Source organism: Micromonospora qiuiae (assembly GCF_016863555.1).
GTDB classification, from domain to species: Bacteria; Actinomycetota; Actinomycetes; order Mycobacteriales; family Micromonosporaceae; genus Micromonospora; species Micromonospora qiuiae.
In genome coordinates, this window is sequence record NZ_BOPC01000025.1 from 1 (window position 1) to 23,098 (window position 23,098).

19 protein-coding genes and 3 pseudogenes are annotated in these 23,098 nt (G+C 70.2%); 13 read left to right on the forward strand and 9 right to left on the reverse strand.

Annotated features, from left to right (window positions below):
• Positions 1 to 40 precede the first annotated feature (40 nt).
• Positions 41 to 1,648, reverse strand: coding sequence for a phytoene desaturase family protein (locus Vqi01_RS09940; RefSeq protein WP_204034434.1), 1,608 nt, complete (start codon positions 1,646 to 1,648; stop codon positions 41 to 43).
• 298 nt (positions 1,649 to 1,946) lie between these two features.
• Between Vqi01_RS09940 and Vqi01_RS09945 the strand changes: the two are divergent.
• The 4 genes and pseudogenes from Vqi01_RS09945 to Vqi01_RS09960 form a co-directional block, all read left to right on the forward strand.
• Positions 1,947 to 2,045 (forward strand): annotated as a pseudogene (locus tag Vqi01_RS09945) (prevent-host-death family protein); the annotation flags it as partial.
• A pseudogene (locus Vqi01_RS09950) lies at positions 2,042 to 2,286 on the forward strand (type II toxin-antitoxin system RelE family toxin). The pseudogenes Vqi01_RS09945 and Vqi01_RS09950, both read left to right, overlap by 4 nt.
• Positions 2,287 to 2,830: 544 nt before the next feature.
• Positions 2,831 to 3,379 carry a GNAT family N-acetyltransferase gene (locus Vqi01_RS09955; protein WP_204034435.1) on the forward strand — a complete coding sequence of 183 codons (549 nt, stop codon included), beginning with the start codon at positions 2,831 to 2,833 and terminating at the stop codon, positions 3,377 to 3,379.
• 44 nt (positions 3,380 to 3,423) lie between these two features.
• Entirely contained in the window at positions 3,424 to 4,074 is a 651-nt protein-coding gene (locus Vqi01_RS09960) for an endonuclease V (RefSeq protein WP_204034436.1), read from the forward strand.
• Positions 4,075 to 4,488: 414 nt separating this feature from the next.
• On the opposite strand, the pseudogene Vqi01_RS31450 reads toward Vqi01_RS09960, so the two are convergent.
• Positions 4,489 to 4,729: pseudogene (locus tag Vqi01_RS31450) on the reverse strand (hypothetical protein).
• 12 nt (positions 4,730 to 4,741) lie between these two features.
• On the reverse strand, positions 4,742 to 5,011 hold the full coding sequence (locus tag Vqi01_RS09965) for a DivIVA domain-containing protein (protein WP_204034437.1): 270 nt from the start codon (positions 5,009 to 5,011) through the stop codon (positions 4,742 to 4,744).
• A 230-nt stretch (positions 5,012 to 5,241) separates the two neighbouring features.
• Here Vqi01_RS09965 and Vqi01_RS09970 point away from each other — a divergent pair, with 230 nt between their 5' ends.
• Both Vqi01_RS09970 and Vqi01_RS09975 read left to right on the forward strand, forming a co-directional pair.
• Positions 5,242 to 6,123 (forward strand): helix-turn-helix domain-containing protein, encoded by an 882-nt coding sequence (locus Vqi01_RS09970; RefSeq protein ID WP_204034438.1) that lies wholly within the window; start codon positions 5,242 to 5,244, stop codon positions 6,121 to 6,123.
• Between the two features lie 4 nt (positions 6,124 to 6,127).
• On the forward strand, positions 6,128 to 6,307 hold the full coding sequence (locus Vqi01_RS09975) for a DUF397 domain-containing protein (RefSeq protein ID WP_204034506.1): 180 nt from the start codon (positions 6,128 to 6,130) through the stop codon (positions 6,305 to 6,307).
• 62 nt (positions 6,308 to 6,369) lie between these two features.
• Here Vqi01_RS09975 and Vqi01_RS09980 read toward each other — a convergent pair whose 3' ends face one another.
• The 3 genes from Vqi01_RS09980 to Vqi01_RS09990 form a co-directional block, all read right to left on the reverse strand.
• Entirely contained in the window at positions 6,370 to 9,120 is a 2,751-nt protein-coding gene (locus Vqi01_RS09980) for a DNA methyltransferase (RefSeq protein WP_204034439.1), read from the reverse strand.
• 2 nt (positions 9,121 to 9,122) lie between these two features.
• Complete coding sequence (locus Vqi01_RS09985; RefSeq protein ID WP_204034440.1) at positions 9,123 to 9,371, reverse strand: hypothetical protein; 249 nt, start codon at positions 9,369 to 9,371, stop codon at positions 9,123 to 9,125.
• 212 nt (positions 9,372 to 9,583) lie between these two features.
• Positions 9,584 to 10,336 carry an SDR family oxidoreductase gene (locus tag Vqi01_RS09990; protein ID WP_204034441.1) on the reverse strand — a complete coding sequence of 251 codons (753 nt, stop codon included), beginning with the start codon at positions 10,334 to 10,336 and terminating at the stop codon, positions 9,584 to 9,586.
• Positions 10,337 to 10,430: 94 nt separating this feature from the next.
• Between Vqi01_RS09990 and Vqi01_RS09995 the strand changes: the two genes are divergently transcribed.
• From Vqi01_RS09995 to Vqi01_RS10020, 7 genes are all read left to right on the forward strand, one after another.
• Positions 10,431 to 11,039 carry a TetR/AcrR family transcriptional regulator gene (locus tag Vqi01_RS09995; protein ID WP_239098295.1) on the forward strand — a complete coding sequence of 203 codons (609 nt, stop codon included), beginning with the start codon at positions 10,431 to 10,433 and terminating at the stop codon, positions 11,037 to 11,039.
• Positions 11,040 to 11,138: 99 nt separating this feature from the next.
• Complete coding sequence (locus Vqi01_RS31270) at positions 11,139 to 11,261, forward strand: hypothetical protein (protein ID WP_275408762.1); 123 nt, start codon at positions 11,139 to 11,141, stop codon at positions 11,259 to 11,261.
• A 416-nt stretch (positions 11,262 to 11,677) separates the two neighbouring features.
• A complete protein-coding gene (gene dxr, locus Vqi01_RS10000) occupies positions 11,678 to 12,889 on the forward strand; it encodes a 1-deoxy-D-xylulose-5-phosphate reductoisomerase (protein ID WP_204034443.1) in 1,212 nt (403 codons plus the stop codon).
• Complete coding sequence (locus tag Vqi01_RS10005; RefSeq protein ID WP_204034444.1) at positions 12,889 to 14,139, forward strand: M50 family metallopeptidase; 1,251 nt, start codon at positions 12,889 to 12,891, stop codon at positions 14,137 to 14,139. Before dxr ends, Vqi01_RS10005 begins: the two co-directional genes overlap by 1 nt.
• A gap of 9 nt (positions 14,140 to 14,148) precedes the next feature.
• Positions 14,149 to 15,321, forward strand: coding sequence for a flavodoxin-dependent (E)-4-hydroxy-3-methylbut-2-enyl-diphosphate synthase (ispG, locus tag Vqi01_RS10010; RefSeq protein ID WP_204034445.1), 1,173 nt, complete (start codon positions 14,149 to 14,151; stop codon positions 15,319 to 15,321).
• Positions 15,322 to 15,369: 48 nt separating this feature from the next.
• On the forward strand, positions 15,370 to 16,209 hold the full coding sequence (locus tag Vqi01_RS10015) for a GNAT family N-acetyltransferase (protein WP_204034446.1): 840 nt from the start codon (positions 15,370 to 15,372) through the stop codon (positions 16,207 to 16,209).
• 87 nt (positions 16,210 to 16,296) lie between these two features.
• Positions 16,297 to 19,995 (forward strand): ATP-binding cassette domain-containing protein, encoded by a 3,699-nt coding sequence (locus Vqi01_RS10020; RefSeq protein WP_204034447.1) that lies wholly within the window; start codon positions 16,297 to 16,299, stop codon positions 19,993 to 19,995.
• A gap of 73 nt (positions 19,996 to 20,068) precedes the next feature.
• Here the strand turns inward: Vqi01_RS10020 and Vqi01_RS10025 are convergent, their stop codons facing one another.
• The 3 genes from Vqi01_RS10025 to Vqi01_RS10035 form a co-directional block, all read right to left on the reverse strand.
• The gene (locus Vqi01_RS10025; protein WP_204034449.1) at positions 20,069 to 21,136 is read right to left on the reverse strand and encodes an NADH:flavin oxidoreductase/NADH oxidase; all 1,068 of its coding nucleotides are present in this window, start codon (positions 21,134 to 21,136) and stop codon (positions 20,069 to 20,071) included.
• Positions 21,137 to 21,329: 193 nt separating this feature from the next.
• A complete protein-coding gene (locus Vqi01_RS10030; RefSeq protein ID WP_239098296.1) occupies positions 21,330 to 22,091 on the reverse strand; it encodes a DUF998 domain-containing protein in 762 nt (253 codons plus the stop codon).
• Positions 22,084 to 23,049, reverse strand: coding sequence for a glutathione S-transferase family protein (locus tag Vqi01_RS10035; protein WP_204034450.1), 966 nt, complete (start codon positions 23,047 to 23,049; stop codon positions 22,084 to 22,086). Before Vqi01_RS10035 ends, Vqi01_RS10030 begins: the two co-directional genes overlap by 8 nt.
• Between the last annotated feature and the right edge of the window lie 49 nt (positions 23,050 to 23,098).

Genomic DNA, 23,098 nt, shown 5'->3' on the forward strand with positions numbered 1-23,098 from the left:
GGTGGCTTGTTAAGAAGGGGCCCCTTTACTACGCCAGGCGTTAAAAAGGGGCCCTTCCTTTCATCTCGGTGAGGATGCGGCGGGCGGCGTTGTGGCCGGCGGCGCCGATGACGCTGCCCGCCGGATGGCAGCCGGCGCTGCCCGCGTACACGCCGTCGACACCGGTGGCGTACGGCATCCGGTCGGTGAACGAGACGGTGTTGTCGACGTGGTGGATGTGCCCGCCGGTGATGCCGAAGTGCGCCTCGATGCCGGGCGGGGACAGCGGCACCGCGTCGGCGATCAGGTCGCCGGTGCCCGGGGCGTACCGTTCGCAGATCTCCACCAGCCGCTCGACGTAGCCGGGCAGCGCCGCGTCCCAGGTGGTGCCGGCCAGCTCGTACGGCACCGACTGGACGAACAGCGCCGACGAGTGGTGCCCGGCCGGGTCGGCCAGCGACTCATCGACGGTGGTGTGCAGGTACCACTCGATGGTCGGCTCCACCGGCAGCCGCCCGGCCCGCACGTCGGCCCACATCGCCCGCAGCGCCGCCATCGGTGACTCGCCTCCACCGCCGGCCAGCGACGCCGAGCCGGGCAGCAGGTGGATGGTGGACCCGAACGGGCTCGGCGCGCTCTCCGGCAGGCAGGAGAAGCGGGGCAGGCCACGCAGCGCCAGGTTGAGCTTGAGCGTGGTGCCGGTGCGCCGGACCGCCGCCATCCGCTCGGTCAGCGCGGTCGGCAGCGCGCCGTCGGGCAGCAGCTCCATCAGCCGGTACGGGTCGCAAGCGCCGAGCACCACCTCGGCGGCGACCTCGCGCCCGTCGGCCAGCACGACACCGGAGGCAGCGCCGCCGTCGAGGGTGATCGCGGTGACCCGTGCGCCGGTGACGATCCGGGCGCCGGCGGCGCGGGCCGCGTCGGCGAAGGTGCGCGACACGGTGCCCATGCCGCCCTCGGCGATCATCCAGGTGCCGCCCGAGCCGGGCAGTCGGCACATGTTGTGCACCAGGAAGTTGTGCCCGGTGCCCGGGTCGTCCGGGCCGGCGGTGAGTCCGGACAGCCCGTCGGTGACCGCGTACATGCTGACCAGCAGCTCGGAGCGGAACTCGAAGCGGGCCAGGTAGTCGGCGACCGAGCCGCGTACCAGATCCACGAAGACCTGTTGCAGCTCGGGCCGGACGTAGCGCTGCGCGGTCTCCTCCACTGGCAGCGGCTCGGCCAGCCAGGCCGGCGCGAGGTCTTCCCGCAGCGCGGCCAGCTCGGTCTGCAACGCGTCGTCGGCGGCCACGTCGGCGGGGGAGAAGAACTCGGCGAGTTGGGCGCGGCTGGCCGCGGTGTCGGTGCCGAAGAGCAGGTACGGCGAGCCGGCGCCGCCCGGGGTGGGCAGGAAGTAGTGCGGGTCGCGGCGCAGCACCGGGATGCGTACGTCGAGCGTGGCGAGCAGCTCCGGGGGCATCAGCCCGAGCAGGTACGACCCGGTGGAGTGCCGCAGCTCGGGCACCTTGGGAAACGGGTTCTCGGTGCGGGTGGCTCCGCCGATCACGTCGGCGGCCTCCAGCACCAGCACGTCCAGCCCGGCGCGGGCCAGCAGGATCGCCGAAACCAACCCGTTGTGCCCCGACCCGACCACCACCACGTCGACCCGGCCCGGCAGCTCACCCTTCATCCCCGAACCCTAACGCGCGGCCCGCCCGGTCCAGCCCCGTCGATCATGCACTTTCTGTCGGGGCGAAAGCTGTTAATGGGGGCATCTCGGCGACCGAAAGTGCAAGATCGCCGAGTGTCCGCTGCCACGCTCCCTCATCGGGCTTCTGTTCCCCGTTGTTCGTTACGGCAACCGCATCCGGATCATCCTTCAGCGGGAGGCACGCCAAGCTCGGATTGCCGGCCGATCTGGCCCGCGAGTTCAGGGACCAGCAGGCGACGGGCCGTCCCTGCCGCCTTCGGTGACCGCTAGGAGAGCTCAGTTCGTGCCGCTGTCGGCGGCTCTGGAGTCGCTTGGGGTCGATCCTCGTGAGGTGGAGGCGCTGCTGGCCGATCGGGCCGGCGGCGCGGCGGCGTGAAGGTTCAGATCGACCGGGACGTGCTGGTCTGGCTGCACAAGCAGCCACGCAACGTCTTTTTGATCGTCCTGGGCGCGATCCTTGACTTGGTCTCCGACCCCGCACCACAGAACTCGACCGAGATGCGCGACGGGATCCGGGCGTCGACTGCGCGTCGGTGACTACCGGATCCTCTACCGCCGTCGACGGCGACGAGTTGACCATCCACGCCGTTGGGCACCGCAAGGACGTTTATTCATGAGCCGCCCGGGTCGGGTCGGCCATGTCCGGCCCGCGATGAGCTCTCAAGGTCAAGCGCCACTGCGGGGACGGTATTCGAGTTCATCGAAACCGCTGCGAGTCCTTTGGTTGCTGCAGAACAGTACGACCGGATTTCCGACTTGAAGCGTGGCGGCAACGCGGTGATGCTCGGCAGTCGAGCGCCAGGATATCGATGAGTCGTGGGGTTCGTACTGGCTGCTCAGATTGGCGGCGGCGGCGCTGCCCAAATCAGGAGAAGACGCTATTTGCTCGCGGAGAATCGTTCTTCGGGTCGGCCGGCAGCGTGATTGATCCAAATGCTGCTGTGCCCGACCCCACAGAATTTCGGCTGCAAGGGGTTGAGCGTATCCTGTCTGCGCTCCCGTGGGTTGCTGGCGCTGTTTTGGATCCCGAAATTCGGAGACAAGTAGAGCTTTGGTTATCCGCCGATCATCAGCTGTGACAAAGGTGGTCCTGGACCGAGTCGATCAGCGGTCGAGGTAATTGTGTTCCGGGGAGGCCGGTGGTGGTTACGATCGCGGGTCATGGCGATTGTGATCACAGAGCGGCTGCTGGTGCGGGAGTGGGCTGAGGGGCCGGCGGATCTGGCTCGGCTGTTCGAGATCTACTCGCGGCCGGAGATTGCTCGGTGGCTCGGTGCGAGGGCGGGGTTGCCGTTGACGGATCCGGCGCAGGCGGTCGAGCGGTTGGCCAGGTGGCGTCGGCGGCACGCGGCGTACGGTGATCGGTACGGCATTTGGGCGATCGAGGTGCGGGAGACCGGTGTGGTGGTGGGCTCGGTGTTGGTCAAGCCGTTGCCGGGGCGGGATGAGCGGGTGTTCACCGATGACATCGAGGTGGGCTGGCATCTGCATCCGGAGGCGTGGGGCAACGGTTATGCCACCGAGGCCGCCCGCGCCTGCGTGGAGCGGGAGTTCGCGACCGGGACGCCGCTGGTCCACGCGGTGGTCGCTCCGGGGAACACCGCTTCGATGGCGGTGGCCCGCCGGCTCGGCATGACGCACGTGGGTCGCCGCAGCGACTGGTACGGCGGTGAGGAACTGGAGACGTTCGTCCTGGCTCGCCCGGCGTGAGCCGGCCAACCGGCGCTGGTGAGTCGGTCGTAGCTCCGGCGTCGGTGGCGGAGGCCGAGCGCATCCAGGAGCAGTTGCGACAGCGGCTCGACCTGCACAATCACCTGCCCGCCGCCCCGAGGCTGGTGGCCGGCGTCGACGTGTCGTACGACAAAACGTCGCAACGTGTCACCGCGGCGGCCGTGGTGTTCGACCTGGCCACCGGTGTCGAGGTGGAGTCGGTGGTCGTGCCCGGCGAGGTGACGTTTCCGTACGTTCCCGGGCTGTTGGCGTTCCGTGAGGTGCCGATCCTGCTGGCGGCGCTCGACCGGCTCGCGGCCCGTCCTGATCTGGTGGTCTGCGACGGGTACGGCATCGCTCATCCTCGACGGTTCGGGCTGGCCTGTCACCTGGGGGTGGTGACCGGGCTGCCGACCTTCGGGGTGGCGAAGACGCCGTTCGTCGCTGGGTACGACGAGCCGGGCGAGTGCCGGGGTGACTGGTCGCCGTTGCGGGCCGGCGACGAGGTGCTGGGCCGGGTGCTGCGTACGCAGACCGGCGTCAAGCCGGTGTTCGTCTCGGTAGGCCACCGCACCGCCCTCGACCAGGCAGCGTCATTGACCCTCGACCTGAGCCCGCATTACCGCCTGCCCGAGGTGATCCGCCGAGCCGACTTCCTCTCCCGCGAAGCCCTCCGCCACTCGCAGCTCGGTTGATCATGAAGTTAGAGACCGGCAGTAGGTGGTGGTGGCGGGGTTGGGTTCCAGGCGGCGGTCCCTGGGGTGGTGGCGGGGTTGGGTTCCAGGCCGGTCCCTGGGGTGGTGGCGGGGCGGGATGCGGGATGTCGGGGTGTTCGGGCCGATCGGGCGGGCGCGAGTTGCGGCATGCCGGGGTATCCCGTCCTCTGAGCGGCGCGAGTTGCGGCATGTTGGGGTGTGCGGGGTCGCTGAGGCCGCGAGTTGCGGTATCTCGTTCGCAGATCACGAGGTGCGGCATCCTGCGTGACGATGCCGGATGAGAGCGGCTCAGGCTGGCCGGCCGGTGGCTGCACGGGCCAAGGTGGCCACCGTCCTATTGCCCGTCGCTCGTAGTGGCAGTTGAGGAGATCGGCTTCGGTACTAACTTCATTATCAATCAGGCTTGGTGGCAGGTGGGGTGCCCGGCCCGTCGTGGTCGGCGGGGAGACGGCAGCGGCCGGGGGCTTCGTGCGGGCCGTCGCACCAGATTCGGGTACGCACGAACTGTCTGTCCTCCTCGCTGAGAGTGGTCTCGCCGAAGTCGAGGGCGGTGACGTGGCCGAGCGAGTGCGCGCAGGGTGACGGCGAGAGCGGTGGCCTGGTCGAGGCTGATCAGCGTGGTGGGCAGGTGGATGACGTGGCGCGCTCACTGCGGCTCTCGATCCTGCTGCGGGGTCGGCCGGTCGTGGTGATGGTGGCCGGCCTGCCGGGACTGCCATCGCCGCAACGCTCGGCGCATGCGTTCGACCTCGGTGTTGGCGGTGGTCAGCTCGCGGCGTAGGCGTTCCAGCTCGTCGGCGACGCGGTTGAGGTAGTCGTACACCTCAACGGGGTCGAGGCCGCGCGGGCGGACGGTGGCGAAGGTGACGGCGCGGACCTGCTGGGGAAGCAGGCGTTCCTCACTCGAATAGGTCATCGGCATGCCTCGGTCAATTCCATGATTCCTCTTTCGTCGAATGTGGACGATGCCGGGACGGGTGCCAGGATGAGGTTTCTGGGGAAGGGCACCCGCCCCGGTCGTGACCCGCCGGGGGATTGGCCGGTCATCAGCGATCCTGAGTTCCCTACTAGCCTTCCGCAATCTTCTGGAGAAGAATGCGAACCAAGGGATGAGGTGCCTTACGCGACAACAGCAAAGGAGATGACGTGGACGACTCGGGAAGCACCGTCCCGCGTAGGCAACTCGGCAGGTATTTGAGAGAACTTCGCGAAAATGCCCACGTAACGGTGGTCGCGGCCGCGAAGGAACTGGAATGGTCGACGCCGCGGATCTGGCGGTACGAAACCGGCCAGGTCCCCGTGCACCCGAACGACGTGGCGGCAATGTGCCGCGTGTACGGCGCGACCCCCGAGACCACCGAGACCATGCGCGCCCTGGCCCGGGAGACCAAGGCGCACGGCTGGTGGCACAGCTACGGAGAGGCGGTAGAAGACTGGTTCAAGCTCTACGTCGGCCTGGAGGCCGCCGCGACAAAAATCCGCAAGTACGAAGCAGACCTGATCCCCGGCCTGTTGCAGAGCGTCGAGTACATGACCGAGGTCATCGCGACAAACCACCCGCAGCTCAGCGAGGCCGAGCGGCAGGCCAAGATGGACATCCGGCTCCGCCGACAACGGCTGCTGGCCCGGGTGGTGCCCCGGGCGCCCTACTACGACGTAATCCTCAGCGAGGCCGTGCTACGTCGACCGTTACGTGATCGGCTGGCGATGGGCCGGCAACTCGACGCATTGTTAGTGGCAAGCGGTCAGCACAACATCAAGGTCCGAGTGTTTCCCCTAGCCGCTGGGTTGTTCCGCTCGGCCGACACTGGCACCTTCACCATGCTCGACTTTCCGACCGACGTGCGGGAGCCGGAGCCGACCACCATCTATATGGACGGTCCATGCGGCGCGGTCTACCTGGACAAATCGAATGAGATTCAGGTGTACGAGGAAGTCTGGCGTTCGCTCGGCGAGCGGGCGCTGGATGTCGATGACTCCCGTGAGCTGATCACGGCGATCGCGAAGGAGATGAGCCATGAAGCGTGACGGGGTGTGGCGCGCATCGTCCCGGTCCGGCAGCGGTGAGTGTGTCGAGGTGGCGGGGTTCGCTGACGCGGTCGGCGTACGCGACAGCAAGGACCGGCAGGGCCCGGAGCTGAGCTTTGGCCCCGCGAGCTGGACCCGGTTCGTCACCGCCACCCGCACCGGCCGGTTCGACGCTGCCCACTGAGCCCGAAGTGAGGTTCCGGTGCCGGCCTTCCAACGGGCTGGCACCGGAACCATGGCACCGGATCAGGCGACCGGCAGGCCGAGCTGCTGAGCGATCGCCTGGCCATCCCGATCGGCGAACGGGTCATAGGGGCGTTGGCCGGCGGCGATCTCTGCGTTCAGGGCGAGCAGCCGCCGGGCGATCTCGTCCCTGTCCTGCGCGACCGACTTCGGCCAGCCATAGCAGACGGCTACCGCCTCGTCCAGTTCGCGATGCAGCGTCTTGAGGTCGGTGTACGCCCCCTCGTCCACCAGGTTGTAGAGCCGGGTCAGCCCGAACTGCTCCTCGGAACAGATCTCCTGCCGCCGCGCGATCATGCGCCGGCTAGCCTCGGCCACCCGATCCCGCTGCTCGTCGGTCACCGGGTACGGCCACGGAAACGGCAGGAATGCCGAGGTGGGGGTGTATCTGATGTCCCGTTTGAGGGTCGAGGACTGCGACCACGCGAAGGCGCTGTGGGTGAAGGACGACAGCACACCCATCGAGTAGTCGTCGTCGAAGGCGAACACGTAGACCAGGTCACTCGGGCAGGTCCACGGCTCGCACCAGGTAAGTAGCAGTCGCTTACCGACTCGCCCTGTGGCGATGTAGCGGGTTAGTCCTGCGAGAGCAGTCCTCATCCCCGGACGCGCTTCCCCAAACTGCCACCAGCGATTCCGATACAGAGCCCGATTGTTGGTGTCGCGCACGGGCTTCACCCGTTCGCGCACCAGATCCAGAGCGGCGGGGTATTTCATCGCGGTCTCGAGCGGCTGTTGCGCGAAGTCGATCACCCAACGTCTCGGTCGTTGACCGGGATCGTCCGCGATGTCCTCGCTGACGATGTAGGGGCGGACAACCTCTCGATAACCCGCCTCCCGGCGCTGCAACAGCGAGCGCGCTTCATCCTCACTGATGATGAAGTCACCGACCGGGATGGGACCCTGGAAGCACCTGCCCTTGTTCGGCGGCAACGGCAGTGCCTTGCCAGTCGATGACTCGGGTGCCTTCAATTCCGCGGTGATCCCGGTGACGGCTTCGCCGTCGAGGGTGAACTCGGTGGGTGGCTCGGCTGGTGACTTGATCCAGTTGACCAAGCTGACGTGCACCTTGGCTTCACCCGGCCAGACCTGACTGGAGACGGCGTCGGTGATTACGCCGTCGTTGCTGGTGACGTACTCAAGGCTGGCCGAACGGGCGCGGTTCTGGGCGATCGAGTTGGTGCCGACCAGGCCGGCGCGCTGGCCCGGCTTGAGGTGCTGGTGCGCGCGGCGGAACCAGTAGACGCAGAAGTCCTTGATGCCGACCTTGAAGGTGCTGCTCAGCCACTTCAGGTAGTCGTCACCGTGGGCGTCCCGCATGAACTGTGAGCCGAGGAAGGGCGGGTTGCCGACGATGCAGTCGGTCTCCGGCCACGCGGTCCGCAGGGCGTCCGCTGTCCGGATCGAGCCGAGACTGACCAGCGGCAGCGCCGGCTCGGCTTCGCCGTACTTCTCGATCATCTGCCGGTGCCCCATCCAGAGGGTGACCCGGGCGACGGCGGTCGCCATCGGCACCACGTCGATCCCCTGCATGTTGCGCAGCGGGAAGTAGGGCAGCCCGGTCGGCACGGGTAGCCCCGCCTTCTTCGCCAACTCGGTGATCCGTTCCTTGAGCGTGTGCTCCAGATGGCGCAGCTCGCGGTAGGCGACGTAGAGGAAGTTGCCGCAGCCGCAGGCCGGGTCGAGCACCCGGAACCGGCACAGCTCGTCCAGCAGGGCGACGCCCTCGTCCGGGGTGGTCACCGCGTCGATGCGTGTCCGCCACGGCTTGACGATGGTCGGCCGGACGATCTTCAGGATGTCGATCTCGTGGGTGTAGTGGGCGCCGAGCGCACTCCGGTCCGTGCTGAGGAAGCCCTCGATGAGCGATCCGAAGATGGTCGGGTCGACCTGCCGCCAGTTGTACTCGGCGATCCGCAGCAGCTCGGTGGCCTCGTCCTTGGTCAGATGCACCAGGGCCGGCTTGTCGAACAGGTCCCCGTTGACATATTGCGTGCCCTTGAGGATGCCCTGCCGCCCGTAATCGTCGGGATCGTTGAGCGAGGTGAAAAGGCCACCGAGCATGAGGTACGACGACCAGACATCGCCAGCCTTGGTGAGGAACCGCAAGGTGTTCTCGGTCGGTCGCCCCTCGATCATGTCGTAGTCCTCGGCAAAGAACAGCCAGACCATCTGGAGGATGAATCGCTGGATCGATTCGGGCGGCGCGGCCTGACGGCTGAGCAGGCCCCGATAGACGTTCGCCACCGCGATGGCGGCGGCCTTCGTCAGCTCGCGGCTGCTGTGATGGAACAGTGGCTCGTCCCCGGCGAGCACCATCAGCGACTCGTACCGGTCGGGAAGTTCGGCGAGGTCGAATTCCAGCAGCGGGGCGTTCGGGTACTTTCCCGGCTCCCAGATCTCGAAGCGCTGGAAGGAGCAGAGGACCACGAACCGGGGTGCCGGTCGCCCCACGGTCACGTCGGCCGAGTTGTGCCAGTAGTCCAGTGCCTGCTTGCGGTGCTGCGCGAGCCGGCCGCTCTCCTTCGGTGCCTTCATCTCCACGATGAGCAGGCCCGGCAGGTGCAGGTCCATGATGCCGGTGGACGAATGCGCGTCCTCGAAGAGCGCCCCGGCATCCTTGCGGTTGCGCCCGTAGCACTCGAACAGTTCGTTGAGGAAGGTCTGCGCTTCGGAGCGTTCCGTGCCGGCGTACGTCTGCCAACGGCCGATGAACTTGATCAGTGCCGCCCGAATCTGCTCACCACTGCGCATGGTCAAAAGAGCTTAGGTGAATCCGCAGAGAAGTAGGCGCCCTGAAACAGGTCCTTCCGAGCAATTTCCAGATTCCGGGCTGCCGTGTCCAGCATTCGGGCCAGATCGTCGCAGCCGACCGTCATGGAGACGGTGCGCTTTGCCCGTTCTGTCCGTTTGATCGCCTGTTCGATGTTGAGCAGCGCCTCGGAGACCTCGCGGAGCCCGGTCTCCCGGGCAGCCTGTTCGGGAGTCTGGTCAAGATCAGACATGTGTGGTCCTTTCGGGGCCGGGCAAACCCCAGCGTACGGCCTGGCCGAGCCGCCCCGCGAGCCAGGACTCCTCAGGCCCGAGGCCGTCCGTGCTGGTGGCCCTGTCTGCGCGGATGACTCGGGCCGACCGGGCGGCGCACACGGATTCGAGGTATGCCGAGCATGGTCCGGCCGGGCTTCCGTAGGTTGGGAAGCCCGGCCGCGTCGGGTGGTCAGATCTGGTTGAGGCCGCCGTCGACGTAGAGGCTGGAGCCGGTGATGAAGCTGCTCTGGTCGGAGGCGAGGAAGGCGACGGCTGCGGCGATCTCCTCCGGGCGTCCCAGTCGGCCCAGTGGCACCTGCGCAGCCAGGTGCTGCCGGAAGACGGCGATCTGTGCCTCATCGGAGGCGGGGCCGGACAGGCCAGGGGTGTCGGTCGGCCCCGGTGTGACGGTGTTGACCCGGATGCCGCGTCCCTTGAGTTCGTTGGCCCAGGTGCGGGCGAACGAGCGGGTGGCGGCCTTGGACGCGGCGTAGACGCCGAAGGCCTCTACGCCGACGTCAACGTTGGTGGAACCGTTCAGGATCACCGAGGCACCCTCGTTCAGCACCGGTAGGGCCTTCTGCACGGTGAACAGGGTGCCGCGGACGTTGATGCCGAAGAGGGTGTCGAAGTGCTCCTCGGTGATCTGATCGAGCGGCATGAACTCAGCGATGGCGGCGTTGGCGAACAGGACATCCAGGCCCCGCCCCCGGCTGCGGACCGTCTCGTAGAGCCGATCGAGGTCGTCGAGGTTCGCGATGTCGCCGGTCACCGCCGTGGCTGCTGCTGAGCCGATCGTTTCCACGGCCGCGTCGAGTTCGGTCTTGCGCCGGCCGGTGATGAACACGTACGCGCCCTCGGCCGCCAGGCGTACGGCGCTGGCCAGGCCGATTCCGGTGCTGCCGCCGGTGACCAGAGCGGTCTTGCCCTCAAGTAGTCCCATGTGGATGACCTCCCTAAACTTCCGCAGCGATCGATGCGGAAGTTGAACACTAGCACTTCCGGATCGATCGCTACAGAACGGGTAGACTGCGGTGGTGGGAAGCAGGCAGAGTGGCCCGATCGGCCGGCCGCGGGGATTCGACGCCGACGAGGCTCTCGAGCGCGCCATGCTGGTCTTCTGGGAGCACGGCTACGAGGGGGCCAGCCTGGCCATCCTGACCAAGGCGATGGGCATCTCCACCACCAGCATGTACGCGGCCTTCGGCAACAAGGAGGAGCTGTTCCGAAAGGCGCTGGAGCGCTACACCGAGGGCCCGGGCGGCTACCTGCCCCGCGCGCTCGACGAGCCGACCGCCCTCGGCGTGGCCACCGCGATCCTGGCGGGCACCATTCGCACCACCACCCGCCCCGCTCACCCCCCAGGCTGCCTGGGCGTCCAAGGCGCCCTGGCCGCCGGCGACTCCGCGCAGGCAGTCCGTGACCTGCTCACCGCTTGGCGTAACGACGGCTGCGCCCGCGTACGCCAGCGGTTCCAGCGGGCCGTCGACGAAGGTGACCTGCCTGCGCAGACCGATCCCGGGCTACTGGCCCGCTACGTCACCACCCTGGCGTTCGGCATCGCAGTGCAGGCCGCGAGCGGCATCGGCCGCGACGAACTCCAGACGATGGCCGGCGCCGCCCTGCGCAACTGGCCGCTGACCTGACGGAAGCGACTGGCGGACGTGCTGTGCGATGGCGTGCGGCGCGGGCTGGGCTGGCTAGGCTGAGCCGAGCAGGATGTTCCGCTGAGGGGGTGAGCCCGGATGGCCCAGGCCGCGTACGCGCCGGAGCCGGTGCCGGAGACCGGTGCCGATGTCCGGCCCAGCGGGCCGTCGTTCGACGTGCTGCGGTGGCACGACGAGCCGTGGACCGCACGCGAAGCGTGATCGTGACACCGTTACCTTTCAGTGCGCTCTAGTGAGCGTGTGATCGGTAGTCCTACCTTGCGGTGGGACGGTCCCGGTCTGACCGGCGTTTGCCGTGCCGGGTTGACCCTTCACAGCCACCGGCCCGCGTACGCGGGTCTTACGGTCGGCTCCACGTCCACCATCGCGCTGTAGGAGCTGACCGACGGCGAGTACCGGCCGGTGGCTGCGGCTGCTGCCGGTAGCAGTTTCGAGATGCGGGAGCCGTTCGAGTTCTCGGTCGATCCCGGCGATCTGCTCGGCGAGGAAGCCCCGCTGGAGGAGGACGACGCCCCGCGTGAGGCGTAGCTCGTGTTAAGAAGGGGCCCTTCCTCTACCGCAGGCGTTAATAAGGTGCCCTTCCTTGCACCCCAACGTGGGTGGGGAAGAATGGCGGGGTGACGTCCCCCCGCGAACTTGTGCTGTTGGGCTGTACCGGATCGATCGGTACCCAGGCCATCGACATCGTGCGGCGCAACCCGGATCGGTTCCGGGTGGTGGCGCTCGGGGCCGGTGGCGGAAACGTGGAGCTGCTCGCCGCTCAGGCGCTGGAGCTCGACGTCGAGGCGGTCGGGGTCGCGAAGGCGTCCGCCGCGCAGGATCTTCAGCTCGCGTTCTACGCCGAGGCGAGCCGGCGCGGGTGGGCCAGCGGCGACTTCAAGCTGCCCAAGATCGTCGCCGGGCCGGATGCCATGAGCGAGCTGGCGCAGTGGCCGTGCGACGTCGTACTCAACGGGGTGGTGGGGTCGCTCGGGCTGGCGCCGACCCTCGCGGCGCTGCGTGCCGGGCGTACCCTCGCGTTGGCCAACAAGGAGTCCCTCGTCGCCGGCGGCTCGCTGGTCAAGGCTGCGGTGACCCGGCCGGAGCAGATCGTCCCGGTCGACTCGGAGCACTCCGCGCTCGCCCAGTGCCTGCGCGGCGGCACCCGAGGTGAGGTGCGCCGGCTGATCGTCACCGCCAGCGGCGGGCCGTTCCGGGGCAAGCGACGCGACGAGTTGACGTCTGTCACCCCGGAGCAGGCGCTCGCTCACCCGACCTGGAACATGGGGCCGGTCGTCACGATCAACTCGGCGACCATGGTCAACAAGGCGCTGGAGGTGATCGAGGCGCACGAGCTGTTCGACGTGCCGTACGCCGACATCACCGTGATGGTGCACCCGCAGTCGGTGATCCACTCGATGGTCGAGTTCGTCGACGGCTCCACGCTCGCCCAGGCCAGCCCGCCGGACATGCGGCTGCCGATCGCGCTGGGCCTGGGCTGGCCGGAGCGGGTCGCCGACGCCGCCCCCGCCGTCGACTGGACGGCCGCGCACACCTGGGAATTCGCGCCGCTGGACGACGAGGCTTTCCCGGCGGTGGCGCTGGCCAAGGCGGCCGGTGAGACCGGCCGGTGCCGGCCGGCCATCTACAACGCGGCGAACGAGGAATGCGTGGCGGCCTTCGTCGCCGGCCGGCTGCCGTTCCTCGGCATCGTCGACACACTACAGCGCGTGCTGGAGGACGCTCCCGAATTCGGCGAACCGGGTACCGTCGAGGACGTACTCGAAGCCGAGTCGTGGGCCCGCGCGCACACGCAGGAGATCATCGCTGCTGCGGTGGAAGGAGCTTGATGTCGTTCGCGTTCGGGGTGACGCTGTTCGCCCTCGGCATCCTCATCTCGGTCAGCCTGCACGAGGCGGGCCACATGCTCACCGCCAAGGCCTTCGGGATGAAGGTCACCCGCTACTTCGTCGGTTTCGGCCCCACCCTGTGGTCCTTCAAGCGAGGCGAGACCGAGTACGGCATCAAGGGCATCCCGCTCGGCGGCTTCTGCAAGATCGTCGGGATGACCCCGCAGGACGACGACGTCGAGCCCGGCGACGAGAAGCGGGCCATGTGGCGCTACCCGGTGTGGAAGCGCACCATCGTGATGTCCGCCGGGTCGGTCACCCACTTCGGGCTGGCGATCTTCGCCACCTGGCTGGCCGCGATGACGTTCGGCCTGCCCAACCCCGACTTCCCGCGTACGGACGAGCAGTTCCGCGCCCAGTCGGCGATGATCGCCGTCCAGGACTGCGTGCTGCCGGACACCGTCGGGCGGGAGTGCGCGGCGGGCGACGCCCCCAGCCCGGCGGCGGTGGGCCAACTCCGCGACGGTGACCGGATCACCTCGCTCAACGGCACCCCGATCAACAACTACGGAGAGTTGCTCACCGCCCTGCGGGCCGCCACCCCGGGCAGCACCGCCACCATCGGCTACGAGCGCGACGGGCAGCCGGGCACCACCGAAACGGTGCTGGCCACCACCAAGCGCCCGCCGCTCGACGACCCGGCGGGGCCGGTCACCGACGTGGCCGCGCTCGGTGTCGGGCTGGCCGTCACCACCCCGGGTCTGGTCTCCTACGGTCCGGTGGCGGCGGTCGGTGCGACCGGCGACTTCCTCGGCGACATGGCGGTGGCCACCGCCAAGGCGATGCAGCGCCTGCCGGAAAAGGTGCCCGCGCTCTGGCACGCCATCACCGGTGGTGAGCGGGACGTCGACACCCCGATCAGCGTGGTCGGTGCCAGCGTCCTCGGCGGCGAGGCGGTCGCCAACGACGCCTGGGAACTGTTCGTGATGCTGTTCATCTCGCTGAACTTCTTCATCGGGGTGTTCAACCTGCTGCCGCTGCTGCCGCTGGACGGCGGCCACATCGCCATCGCCTGGTTCGAACGGGCCCGCTCCTGGGCGTACGCGCGGCTGCGCAAGCCCGACCCGGGCCGGGTCGACTACTTCAAGCTGATGCCCTTCACGTACGTGGTGATCCTGATCGGTGGTGTGTTCACCCTGCTCACGATCACCGCGGACGTCGTCAACCCGATCACCCTCTTCCCAAGGTGAGTGCCTGAAGTGACCGCTGTCAGCCTCGGTATGCCCGCCGTACCGCCGCCGCCGCTCGCGCCCCGCCGGGCGAGCCGCCAGATCATGGTCGGTTCGGTGCCGGTCGGTGGTGGGGCACCGATATCGGTGCAGTCGATGACCACCACGTTGACCGCCGACGTCAACTCCACATTGCAGCAGATCGCCGAGCTGACGGCGTCGGGTTGCCAGATCGTGCGGGTGGCGGTGCCGAGCCAGGACGACGTGGAGGCGCTGCCGACGATCGCGAAAAAGTCGCAGATCCCGGTGATCGCCGACATCCACTTCCAGCCGAAGTACGTCTTCGCCGCGCTCGACGCCGGGTGCGCGGCGGTGCGGGTGAACCCGGGCAACATTCGGCAGTTCGACGACAAGGTCAAGGAGATCGCGGCGGCGGCGTCGGCCGTCGGTACGCCGATCCGGATCGGGGTGAACGCCGGTTCGCTGGACAAGCGGCTGCTGGCCAAGTACGGCAAGGCCACCGCGGAGGCGTTGGTCGAGTCGGCGCTGTGGGAGTGCTCGCTGTTCGAGGAGCACGGTTTCCGGGACATCAAGATCTCGGTGAAGCACAACGATCCGCTGGTGATGATCCGGGCGTACCGGCAACTCGCCGAGCAGTGCGACTACCCGCTGCACCTGGGCGTGACCGAGGCCGGCCCGGCCTTCCAGGGCACGATCAAGTCGGCGGTGGCGTTCGGGGCGTTGCTGGCCGAGGGGATCGGCGACACGATTCGGGTGTCGTTGTCGGCTCCACCGGTCGAGGAGATCAAGGTCGGCAACCAGATCCTGGAGTCGCTGGGGCTGCGCGAGCGCGGCCTGGAGATCGTCTCCTGCCCGTCCTGTGGGCGGGCCCAGGTGGACGTCTACAAGCTGGCCGAAGAGGTCACCGCCGGCCTGGAGGGGCTGCCGGTGCCACTGCGGGTGGCGGTGATGGGTTGCGTGGTGAACGGGCCGGGAGAGGCCCGGGAGGCCGATCTGGGGGTGGCCTCCGGTAACGGCAAGGGGCAGATCTTCGTCAAGGGCCAGGTCATCAAGACCGTCCCCGAGGGGCAGATCGTGGAGACCCTGATCGAGGAGGCGCTGCGGATCGCCGACGAGATGGGCGCCGACCTGCCCGAGGAACTGCGCGGCCTGCTGCCCGGCGCCACCGTCAGCGTGCACTGACCTCACCGTCCGCCACCACGTTCCGGAGGGATCTGGCAGGCTGTAACCGTGCTGACGGCACCGGTGCGGCAACTGGGGGAATCGGAACGGCGCGCGGTCGAGCGGCTGCTCGACCTCGATCCGTACGCGAGTGCGCAGGTCGCGGAGCGGATCGCCGCGCGCGGCCTGGCCTGGTGGCGGGCCGAGGGCCGGATGCTCGGGTACGGCTGCCGCCGCCATCTCGAGGCGGTCTGCTGGCTCGGCGGCAACCTGACGCCCGTGCTGGCCGGCCCGCCGGCGGTCGCCGCCTTCGCCGACCTGCTCGCGGGCGAGGAGCGGCTCTGCTCCTCGATCGTCGGGCGCGCCGACGCGGTGTTGGAGCTGTGGGATCGCCTCGCCGGCGCCTGGGGACCGGCCCGCGACGTACGCCCGAACCAGCCGCTGCTGGCCACCGACGCGCTGCCCGAGGTCACCGTCGACCCGCAGGTCCGCCAGGTCCGCAGCGGTGAACTCGACCTGCTCTTTCCGGCGGCGGTGGCGATGTACACCGAGGAGGTGGGCGTCTCGCCGCTGGCCGAGGATGGCGGGCGCGGGTATCGGCGCCGGGTCAGCGACATGATCCGCTCCGGTCGGGCGTACGCCCGATTCGTCGACGGCCGGGTGGTCTTCAAGGCCGAACTGGCGGTCGTCACCCGGCGTACCGCCCAGGTGCAGGGGGTCTGGGTGGCACCCGAGTGGCGGGGCCGGGGCATCGCCACCGCGGCGATGGCGGCGGTGGTCCGCGACGCGCTCACCCGGGTCGCTCCGACCGTCAGCCTCTACGTCAACGACTTCAATGTGCCCGCCCGGCGGGTCTACGAGCGCTGCGGCTTCCGCCCGGTGGGCACCCTGGCCACCGTGCTCTTCTGAGTCTTCCAGCGGCGAAAATCCGTTGAGGGCCCGGGGGCGGGCCAAGCAGGCTGGACCTCCGCCACGGAAAACCGGAGGAACCGACCCATGCGCCTGCTCCGTGATCTGTGGGTCACCTCCGCGCGCCGGATGACTCTGGTGGCCGTCCTGGTCGTCGTCGGCGGTATCGGTCAGGCGGCCACCGCCGCGCTGGCCGGGCCGGTGCTGGTGCACCGTTCCGTCGGGTTCTTCGTGCTGCTCTCGGCGGCCCTCGTCGCCGCCGTCGTCAGTGACCTGGTGATCAGTCTGGTGATGGCGGGGGTGACCGCGGACTGGTCGGCCGACCTGCGCCGCCGGCTGTGCCGGGTGGCGATGGGCCAGCCCGTGCCCGCCCTGGAGACCACGCCGGTGGGAGAGATGCTCGACCGCATCGACGGCGACGTCTACGACGTGGCGTCGGGGCTGCGCGCCCCCGGCGTACGGCTGGCCCAGGCGCTGGCGGTCGGCGTGGTGTCCACGCTGGTCGCGATCACCGTCTGGTGGCCCGCCGGGGTCGGCCTGCTGCTGCTCGCCATCCTGCTCGCGATCACCCTGCGGCGGCCCGCCGGGCGGATCGCGCCGGCCCGGATGCACGAGGAGGCGGCCTGGTCCGACCTGGCGGCGGTGATGGAGGAGGCCATCCACGGCCAGGACGACGTACGCACCAGCCTGGCCCGCCCCTACGTGCTACGCCTGTACGCCGCGCGGGCCGCCGAGGTGCTCCGCCGTGGCCTGGTGGTCTGGCGGATGTCGGCGCAGGTGAACACCATCGCGGCTGGCGTGACCCGGGCCGGCGTGGCGCTGGTGGTGCTCGGCGGGGTGTGGGCGCTGACCACCGGCCGGGTGGACGCCGCTCGGCTGACCGCGATCTGGCTGCTCGCGCTCTCCCTGGGCATGACCGTCGAACACGTCAGCCGGATGGTGCCGGAGGTGCAGTACGCACTCGGCGCGTGGGGCCGGGTGCAACTGCTCGCCAAATCCCCGCAGGAGCCCACCGGCGGTGCCCCGCCGACCGACGGCGACCTGGTCATCCGGGACCTGACGTACCACTACCCGGCGACCGGCCCGGACGCCGATCGGGGGCCCGCGCTGCGCAAGGTCGACCTCACCTTCGTCCGGGGCCGCTCGTACGCCCTGGTCGGGCGAACCGGCTCCGGAAAGTCGACCCTGGCCAAGGTGCTCACCCGAGCCGTCGACGTGCCGCCCGGCACGGTGCTGCTCGGCGGGCGCGATGTGCTCGACCTGGACGTGGAGCAGTTGCGCCGGTGGATCGCCGTGGTGCCGCAGCGGACCGAGATCCTCGCCGGCACGCTCGCCGAGAACGTGGCTCTGTTCGATCCCGACCTGCTCGACGCCGCCGCACGGGCCCTGCACGAACTGGACCTGGCCGACTGGATCGCCGAACTTCCCGCCGGCCTGGACACCCGCCTCGGCGAGGGCGGGCACGTGCTCTCGGCCGGGCAGGAGCAGCTCGTCGCTTTCGCCCGCATCCTGGTCCGGGACCCGCACGTGGTGATCCTCGACGAGGCCACCGCCCGGCTCGACCCGGTGACCGAAATGCGGGTGCAGCAGGCCACCGAGCGGCTGCTGCGCGGCCGGATCGGCATCGTCATCGCGCACCGGCTGTCGTCGGTGAGCCGGTGCGACGAGGTGGTGGTGCTGGCCGACGGCGCCGTCGTGGAGGCGGCCCCGCTGGCGCAGTCGCGCCGGTTCGCCGAACTCCTCGCCGCCGGTGACGTCGGCGCGCAGGACGGCGACGCCGAGGCCGAACTGCTGACCGACACCGGGTGGATGAACGCCGAACCCGCGCTGGTCGGCGCCAACCCGGCGACGACCATCGCGGGCTTTGCTGCCGCCGGTTCGGATGCGGCTGCCACCGCTGTCGCGGCGGTGACCTCTGCCGGGTCGAGCGCGGCTGTGCCGGCCGGTGGGCTCGTCGCTGCCGATGATTCCGGGCCGATGGTCGGGTCCGAGCCGGTCGACCCGGCGGAGGGACGGGAGGCCAGCGGCCGGGAGGGGCGCGAGCCGGTCGGTCGTACCGCCTCGGTGGCCCAGGCCGGCGGTGAGCCGGACACCGACCGGCGCCCGGCGTCGCGGGCGCGGACCCTACGGGAGATCTTCCGGCTCTGCCGCAACGATCCCCGCTACGGTCTCGCGGCGGTCGGGATCTTCGCCGTGCTGGTGATCCTCGGCCTGGACGGGCCGGTGCTGCCCTGGCTCTGGGCGGATGTGGTGGACGGCGTCGGCGACCCGTGGCGACCCGCCCTGGGCATCGCCGTGGGGCTGGTCTTCGCCATCCCGGCGCACTACTGGACCCACCTGTGGTTCCCGGCCTGGTGGGTGCGGCAGATGCTGCGGATCAGTCTGCGTCTGGTGCACGGCCAGACCGGCCCGCGCCGGGTCAGCCGGCACACCCCGGCTGAGGTGGTGGCCCAGGGCGGCGACACCGAGCGCGTGGTGCAACTCGCCGACAACGTGTGGGACCAGGTGATGGGGCTGGTCGTGCTGGTCGCCATGACCCTGGTCACCGGCAGCGTGGTGCCGGGGCTGTTCTTCCTCGGCACGATGGTGCTCTCCGGGCTGGCCGCGATGGCGTTCGGGCCCCGGCTGGAACACGCCGCGCGGGACACCGTCACCGCGCGGGCGGCGTTCGCCACCGCGCTGGTCTCCAGCCTGTCGGCCGCACGGACGGTGAAACTCGCCGGTGCCACCCGGCCGGTGCTGGCCCATCTCGCCGACCTGGACAGGGTGCGCAGCGAGCGGCAGCGCCGGGAGATCGCGGTGCAGGTGTGGGCCCGCTCGACCCCGTCGCTGACCAGCGGCCTGTTGCCGATCGGGGTGTGGGGGCTGTTCCTGGCCGGTGGGCTTTCCGCCGGGGCGGCACTGGTCGCGGTCTCCACGCTGGGCGCGGCGCGCTGGTTCGCCTGGACCACCGCATCCCTCATCTCGCAGGTCCCGTCGGCCCGTGTGTGGACCCGGCGGACGGCGGAAATGACCGGGATCGAGGCGTACTCGGCGCAGGTGCCGGGGGTGGACCTGGCGGCCGGGACGGCGCCCGCGCCGCCGGCGGCTCCGCGTACCCCGCTGCACCGGCTGGAGCTGACCGGGTTCGGTGTCCGGCACACCGACGGCACCATCGCCGTACGCGACGTCGACCTGACCGTGAAGCGTGGACAGTTGGTGCTGGTCGTCGGGCCGGTCGGCGCGGGCAAGTCCTCGCTGCTGCGGGCGCTGGCCGGGATCGCCCCGCACACCGGCCGGCTGACCTGGAACGACGACCCGGTCACCGAGCCGGAGCTGTTCCTGCGGCCCAACCAGGTCGGTTACGTGGGCCAGCTGCCCCGGGTGCTCTCCGGGACGGTGGCCGACAACATCACCCTCGGCCACCGGGTGGACGCCGGGCACGCGGTGGCCACCGCCCAGTTGGAGCACGATCTGGCGGCCACCGGCAGCGGGCTCGGGCTGCTCATCGGGCACAAGGGCACCCGACTTTCCGGCGGGCAGTTGCAACGGCTGGCGCTGGCTCGGGCACTGGCGCCGCGTACCGAACTGCTGGTCGCCGACGACGTCTCCTCCGCGCTGGACGTCACCACCGAACTGGCCCTCTGGCAGGCGCTGCGCGAGCGCGGCGTGACCGTGGTCGGCTCGACCTCGAAGCGGGCCGCGCTGGTGCGGGCCGACCACGTCGTGGTGCTCATCGGCGGCGCCGTGGCGGCTCAGGGTCCGTGGCGCGAGTTGGAGCAGCGCTGGGGACACCTGGCGGGCTGAGCCGGGCCCGGCCTTCCTGCGCCTCGGGTTGGGCCTCCCGACGCGCCGAGCGCCGGGAGGCCGAACTGCCGCCTCAGGCCGCGCGCAGGTACTGGTCGGGCCAGCCGGCGTCGGCGCCGAGCTTGGCCGCGGCCTGAAGCGGCCAGTACGGGTTGCGCAGCAGTTCCCGGCCGAGCAGCACCAGGTCGGCCTCGCCCTCGGCGATGATCGCCTCGGCCTGCTCCGGCTCCACGATCAAACCGACCGCGCCGGTGGCGACCCGGGCCTCGCGGCGCACCCGGGCGGCCAGCGGCACCTGGTAGCCACGGCCGACCGGGACCCTGGCGTTCGGCGACGCCCCACCTGAGGAACAGTCGACCAGATCCACCCCGGCGACGGCGAGTTCGGTGGCGAGCGCGACGCTGTCGTCGACGGTCCAGCCGCCCTCGACCCAGTCGGTGGCGGAGATCCGGGCCAGCACCGGCACGTCCGCGCCGACGGCGGCACGGACCGCGCGGGCGACCTCCAGGGTCAGCCGCATCCGCCCGGCCCGGTCCCCACCCCAGCCGTCCGTGCGGTGGTTGGTGAGCGGCGACAGGAACTCGTGCAGCAGGTAACCGTGCGCGGCGTGCACCTCCACCGCGGCGAACCCGGCCTCCACCGCCCGCGCGGCGGCGGCCCCGAACGCCTCGACGACGGCGGCGATCCCTGCCTCGTCCAGGGCGGCCGGCACCCGGTACTCCGGCACGAACGACTCATCGGTGGGGCCGACCGGCACCCACCCGCCCTCGGCGTCGGGCACCCCGCCTTGGCGCGGGTCCCACGGCCGGTACGTCGACGCCTTGAACCCGGCGTGCGCGAGCTGCACGACCGGCACCGCGCCGTGCTCGGCCAGGAACCGGGTCACCGGACGCCAGGCGTCCACATGCCGACCGGACCACAGACCGGTGTCCTGCGGACTGATCCGGCCCTCCGGCAGCACGGCGGTCGCCTCGGTCATCACCAGCCCGGCCCCGCCGACGGCGCGGGTGCCGAGATGCACCAGGTGCCAATCGGTCGGCAGGCCGTCGGGGCCGGCACTGTACTGGCACATCGGCGCCAGGGCGATCCGGTTGGGCAGGGTCACCGTGCGCAGCACCAGCGGCGAGAACAACGAACTCATGACCCCATCCTCTCCTCAGGGCCGCGACACGGACGACGCCCGTGACCTGAACATCGCCGATCGCCGTTTCGCCGTAATGGCGGTGTCCCGAGCGCTTGGACACCGCCGTACCGACGAAACGGAGTCGATCAACTGGCTGCGGAGGCCAGCGGCCGAGATGCCCCTCCGCCACGCGCCCTAACGAGCAGCCGCCCTAGACGGACGAGGGCGGCATGCGGGTGTCCCTCGTCGCGCAACGCGACGTGGCGGTGGCCAGGCCCCAGCCGACCGCCACCGCCAGCAGCAGCCGCTCCAGCACCCCGACCAGCGAGCCCCGGCCGACGAACAGCATGGCCAGGCCGACCGCGCCCGCGAGCGGCAGCGCCAGCACCGCCGCGACCGCGGCCGTCCGGCGCAGGGTGCGTCCCGCCGTCGGGGCCAGGGCGATCGCGATCATGGCAAAGACCACGGCGGCCGTCGCGGCGACGCTCGCCGCACCGTGCACCAGGTCGGCCACGGTGGCCCGCTCGAACGGCGGCAGCGGGCAGCCCGCGCTGCAGGTCACCGCCCCGGACAGGACCGTGGCCAGACCACCCGCCACGAGCAGCGCCGCCGCGACCCGCAGCCCGTTGTCGCCGCGCCACAGGCCTCCACCGCGCCATAGGCCTCCACCGCGCCATCCGCCGCCGGGGTGCAGCGCGGCGGCGAGCAGCAGCAACGCCGTGGCCAGGGCGAAAACCCCGATGCGGTACGTCCAGGCGTACCCGCTGTCGGCGACACCGGCCTCGCTGACGTACCCGGTCAGACCCGGACCGGGACCGGCGACCACGGCGAGCGCCACCAGGGCCGTGCCGACCAGCACACCGAGCGCCGCGCCCCCGGCGGCGACCCGCGTCGCGAGGGCGCGCCCGCCGTGCGGCGTACCGGCCGGGGCGTGTCCAACACCGGACAGTCCGCCGGTGCGTGGCTCAGTCACGCCCGTGCGGTGTCGTCCAGCCGTGCAGGTCCGGGCCGAGCGGCACGATCCCGGTCGGGTTGATCTCCCGGTGGGTGGCGTAGTAGTGCCGCTTGATGTGGTCGAAGTCGACTGTCTCGCCGAAGCCGGGAGTCTGGAACAGATCCCGCGCGTACGCCCAGAGCACCGGCATCTCGGTGAGCTTGCTCCGGTTGCACTTGAAGTGACCGTGGTACGCCACGTCGAAGCGGACCAGCGTGGTGAACAGCCGCACGTCCGCCTCGGTGATGGTGTCGCCCATCAGGTAGCGCCGGCCGGACAGCCGCTCCGACAGCGCGTCCAGCCGGGCGAACAGCGTACGGTACGCCTCGTCGTACGCCTGCTGAGAGGTCGCGAAGCCGCACCGGTAGACGCCGTTGTTGACGTCGGTGTGGATTTCGGCCATCAGCGCGTCCATCTCCGGGCGCAGCTGCACCGGGTAGAGGTCCGGCGCGTCCGGGGCGTGCAGCCGCCGCCACTCGGTGGACAGGTCGAGGGTGAGCTGCGGATAGTCGTTGGTGACCACCCGGCCGGTGACCGTGTCCACCAGTGCGGGCACGGTGACCCGGCCGGTGAAGTCGGGATCGGTGGCCAGGTACGCCTCGGACAGGAAGCCGATGCCCAGCACCGGGTCGAAGCCGTCCTGGTCGAGGGTGAACCGCCAGCCGCGCTCGTCGCGGATCGGATCGACGGTGCCCAACGAGATGGCGTCCCGCAGTCCGAGCAGGTTGCGTACGATCAACGCCCGATGCGCCCACGGGCAGGCCCGGCACCAGATCAGCCGGTAGCGCCCCGGCTCAAGGGGCCAGCGGTCCTGCGCGTCCGGCCCGCCGCCCGGCGGCGAGGTCGAGTGTGGGGTGACCCGCCCGGTGAACCGGTTGGGCTGGCGGACGAACGCGCCGCCGTCGCTGGTCTCCGCACTGAACTGGGCTCGTGCCATGCCGACAACCTATCTCCGATCCGGCGGCGATATCCTGGCCGCCGGCTGT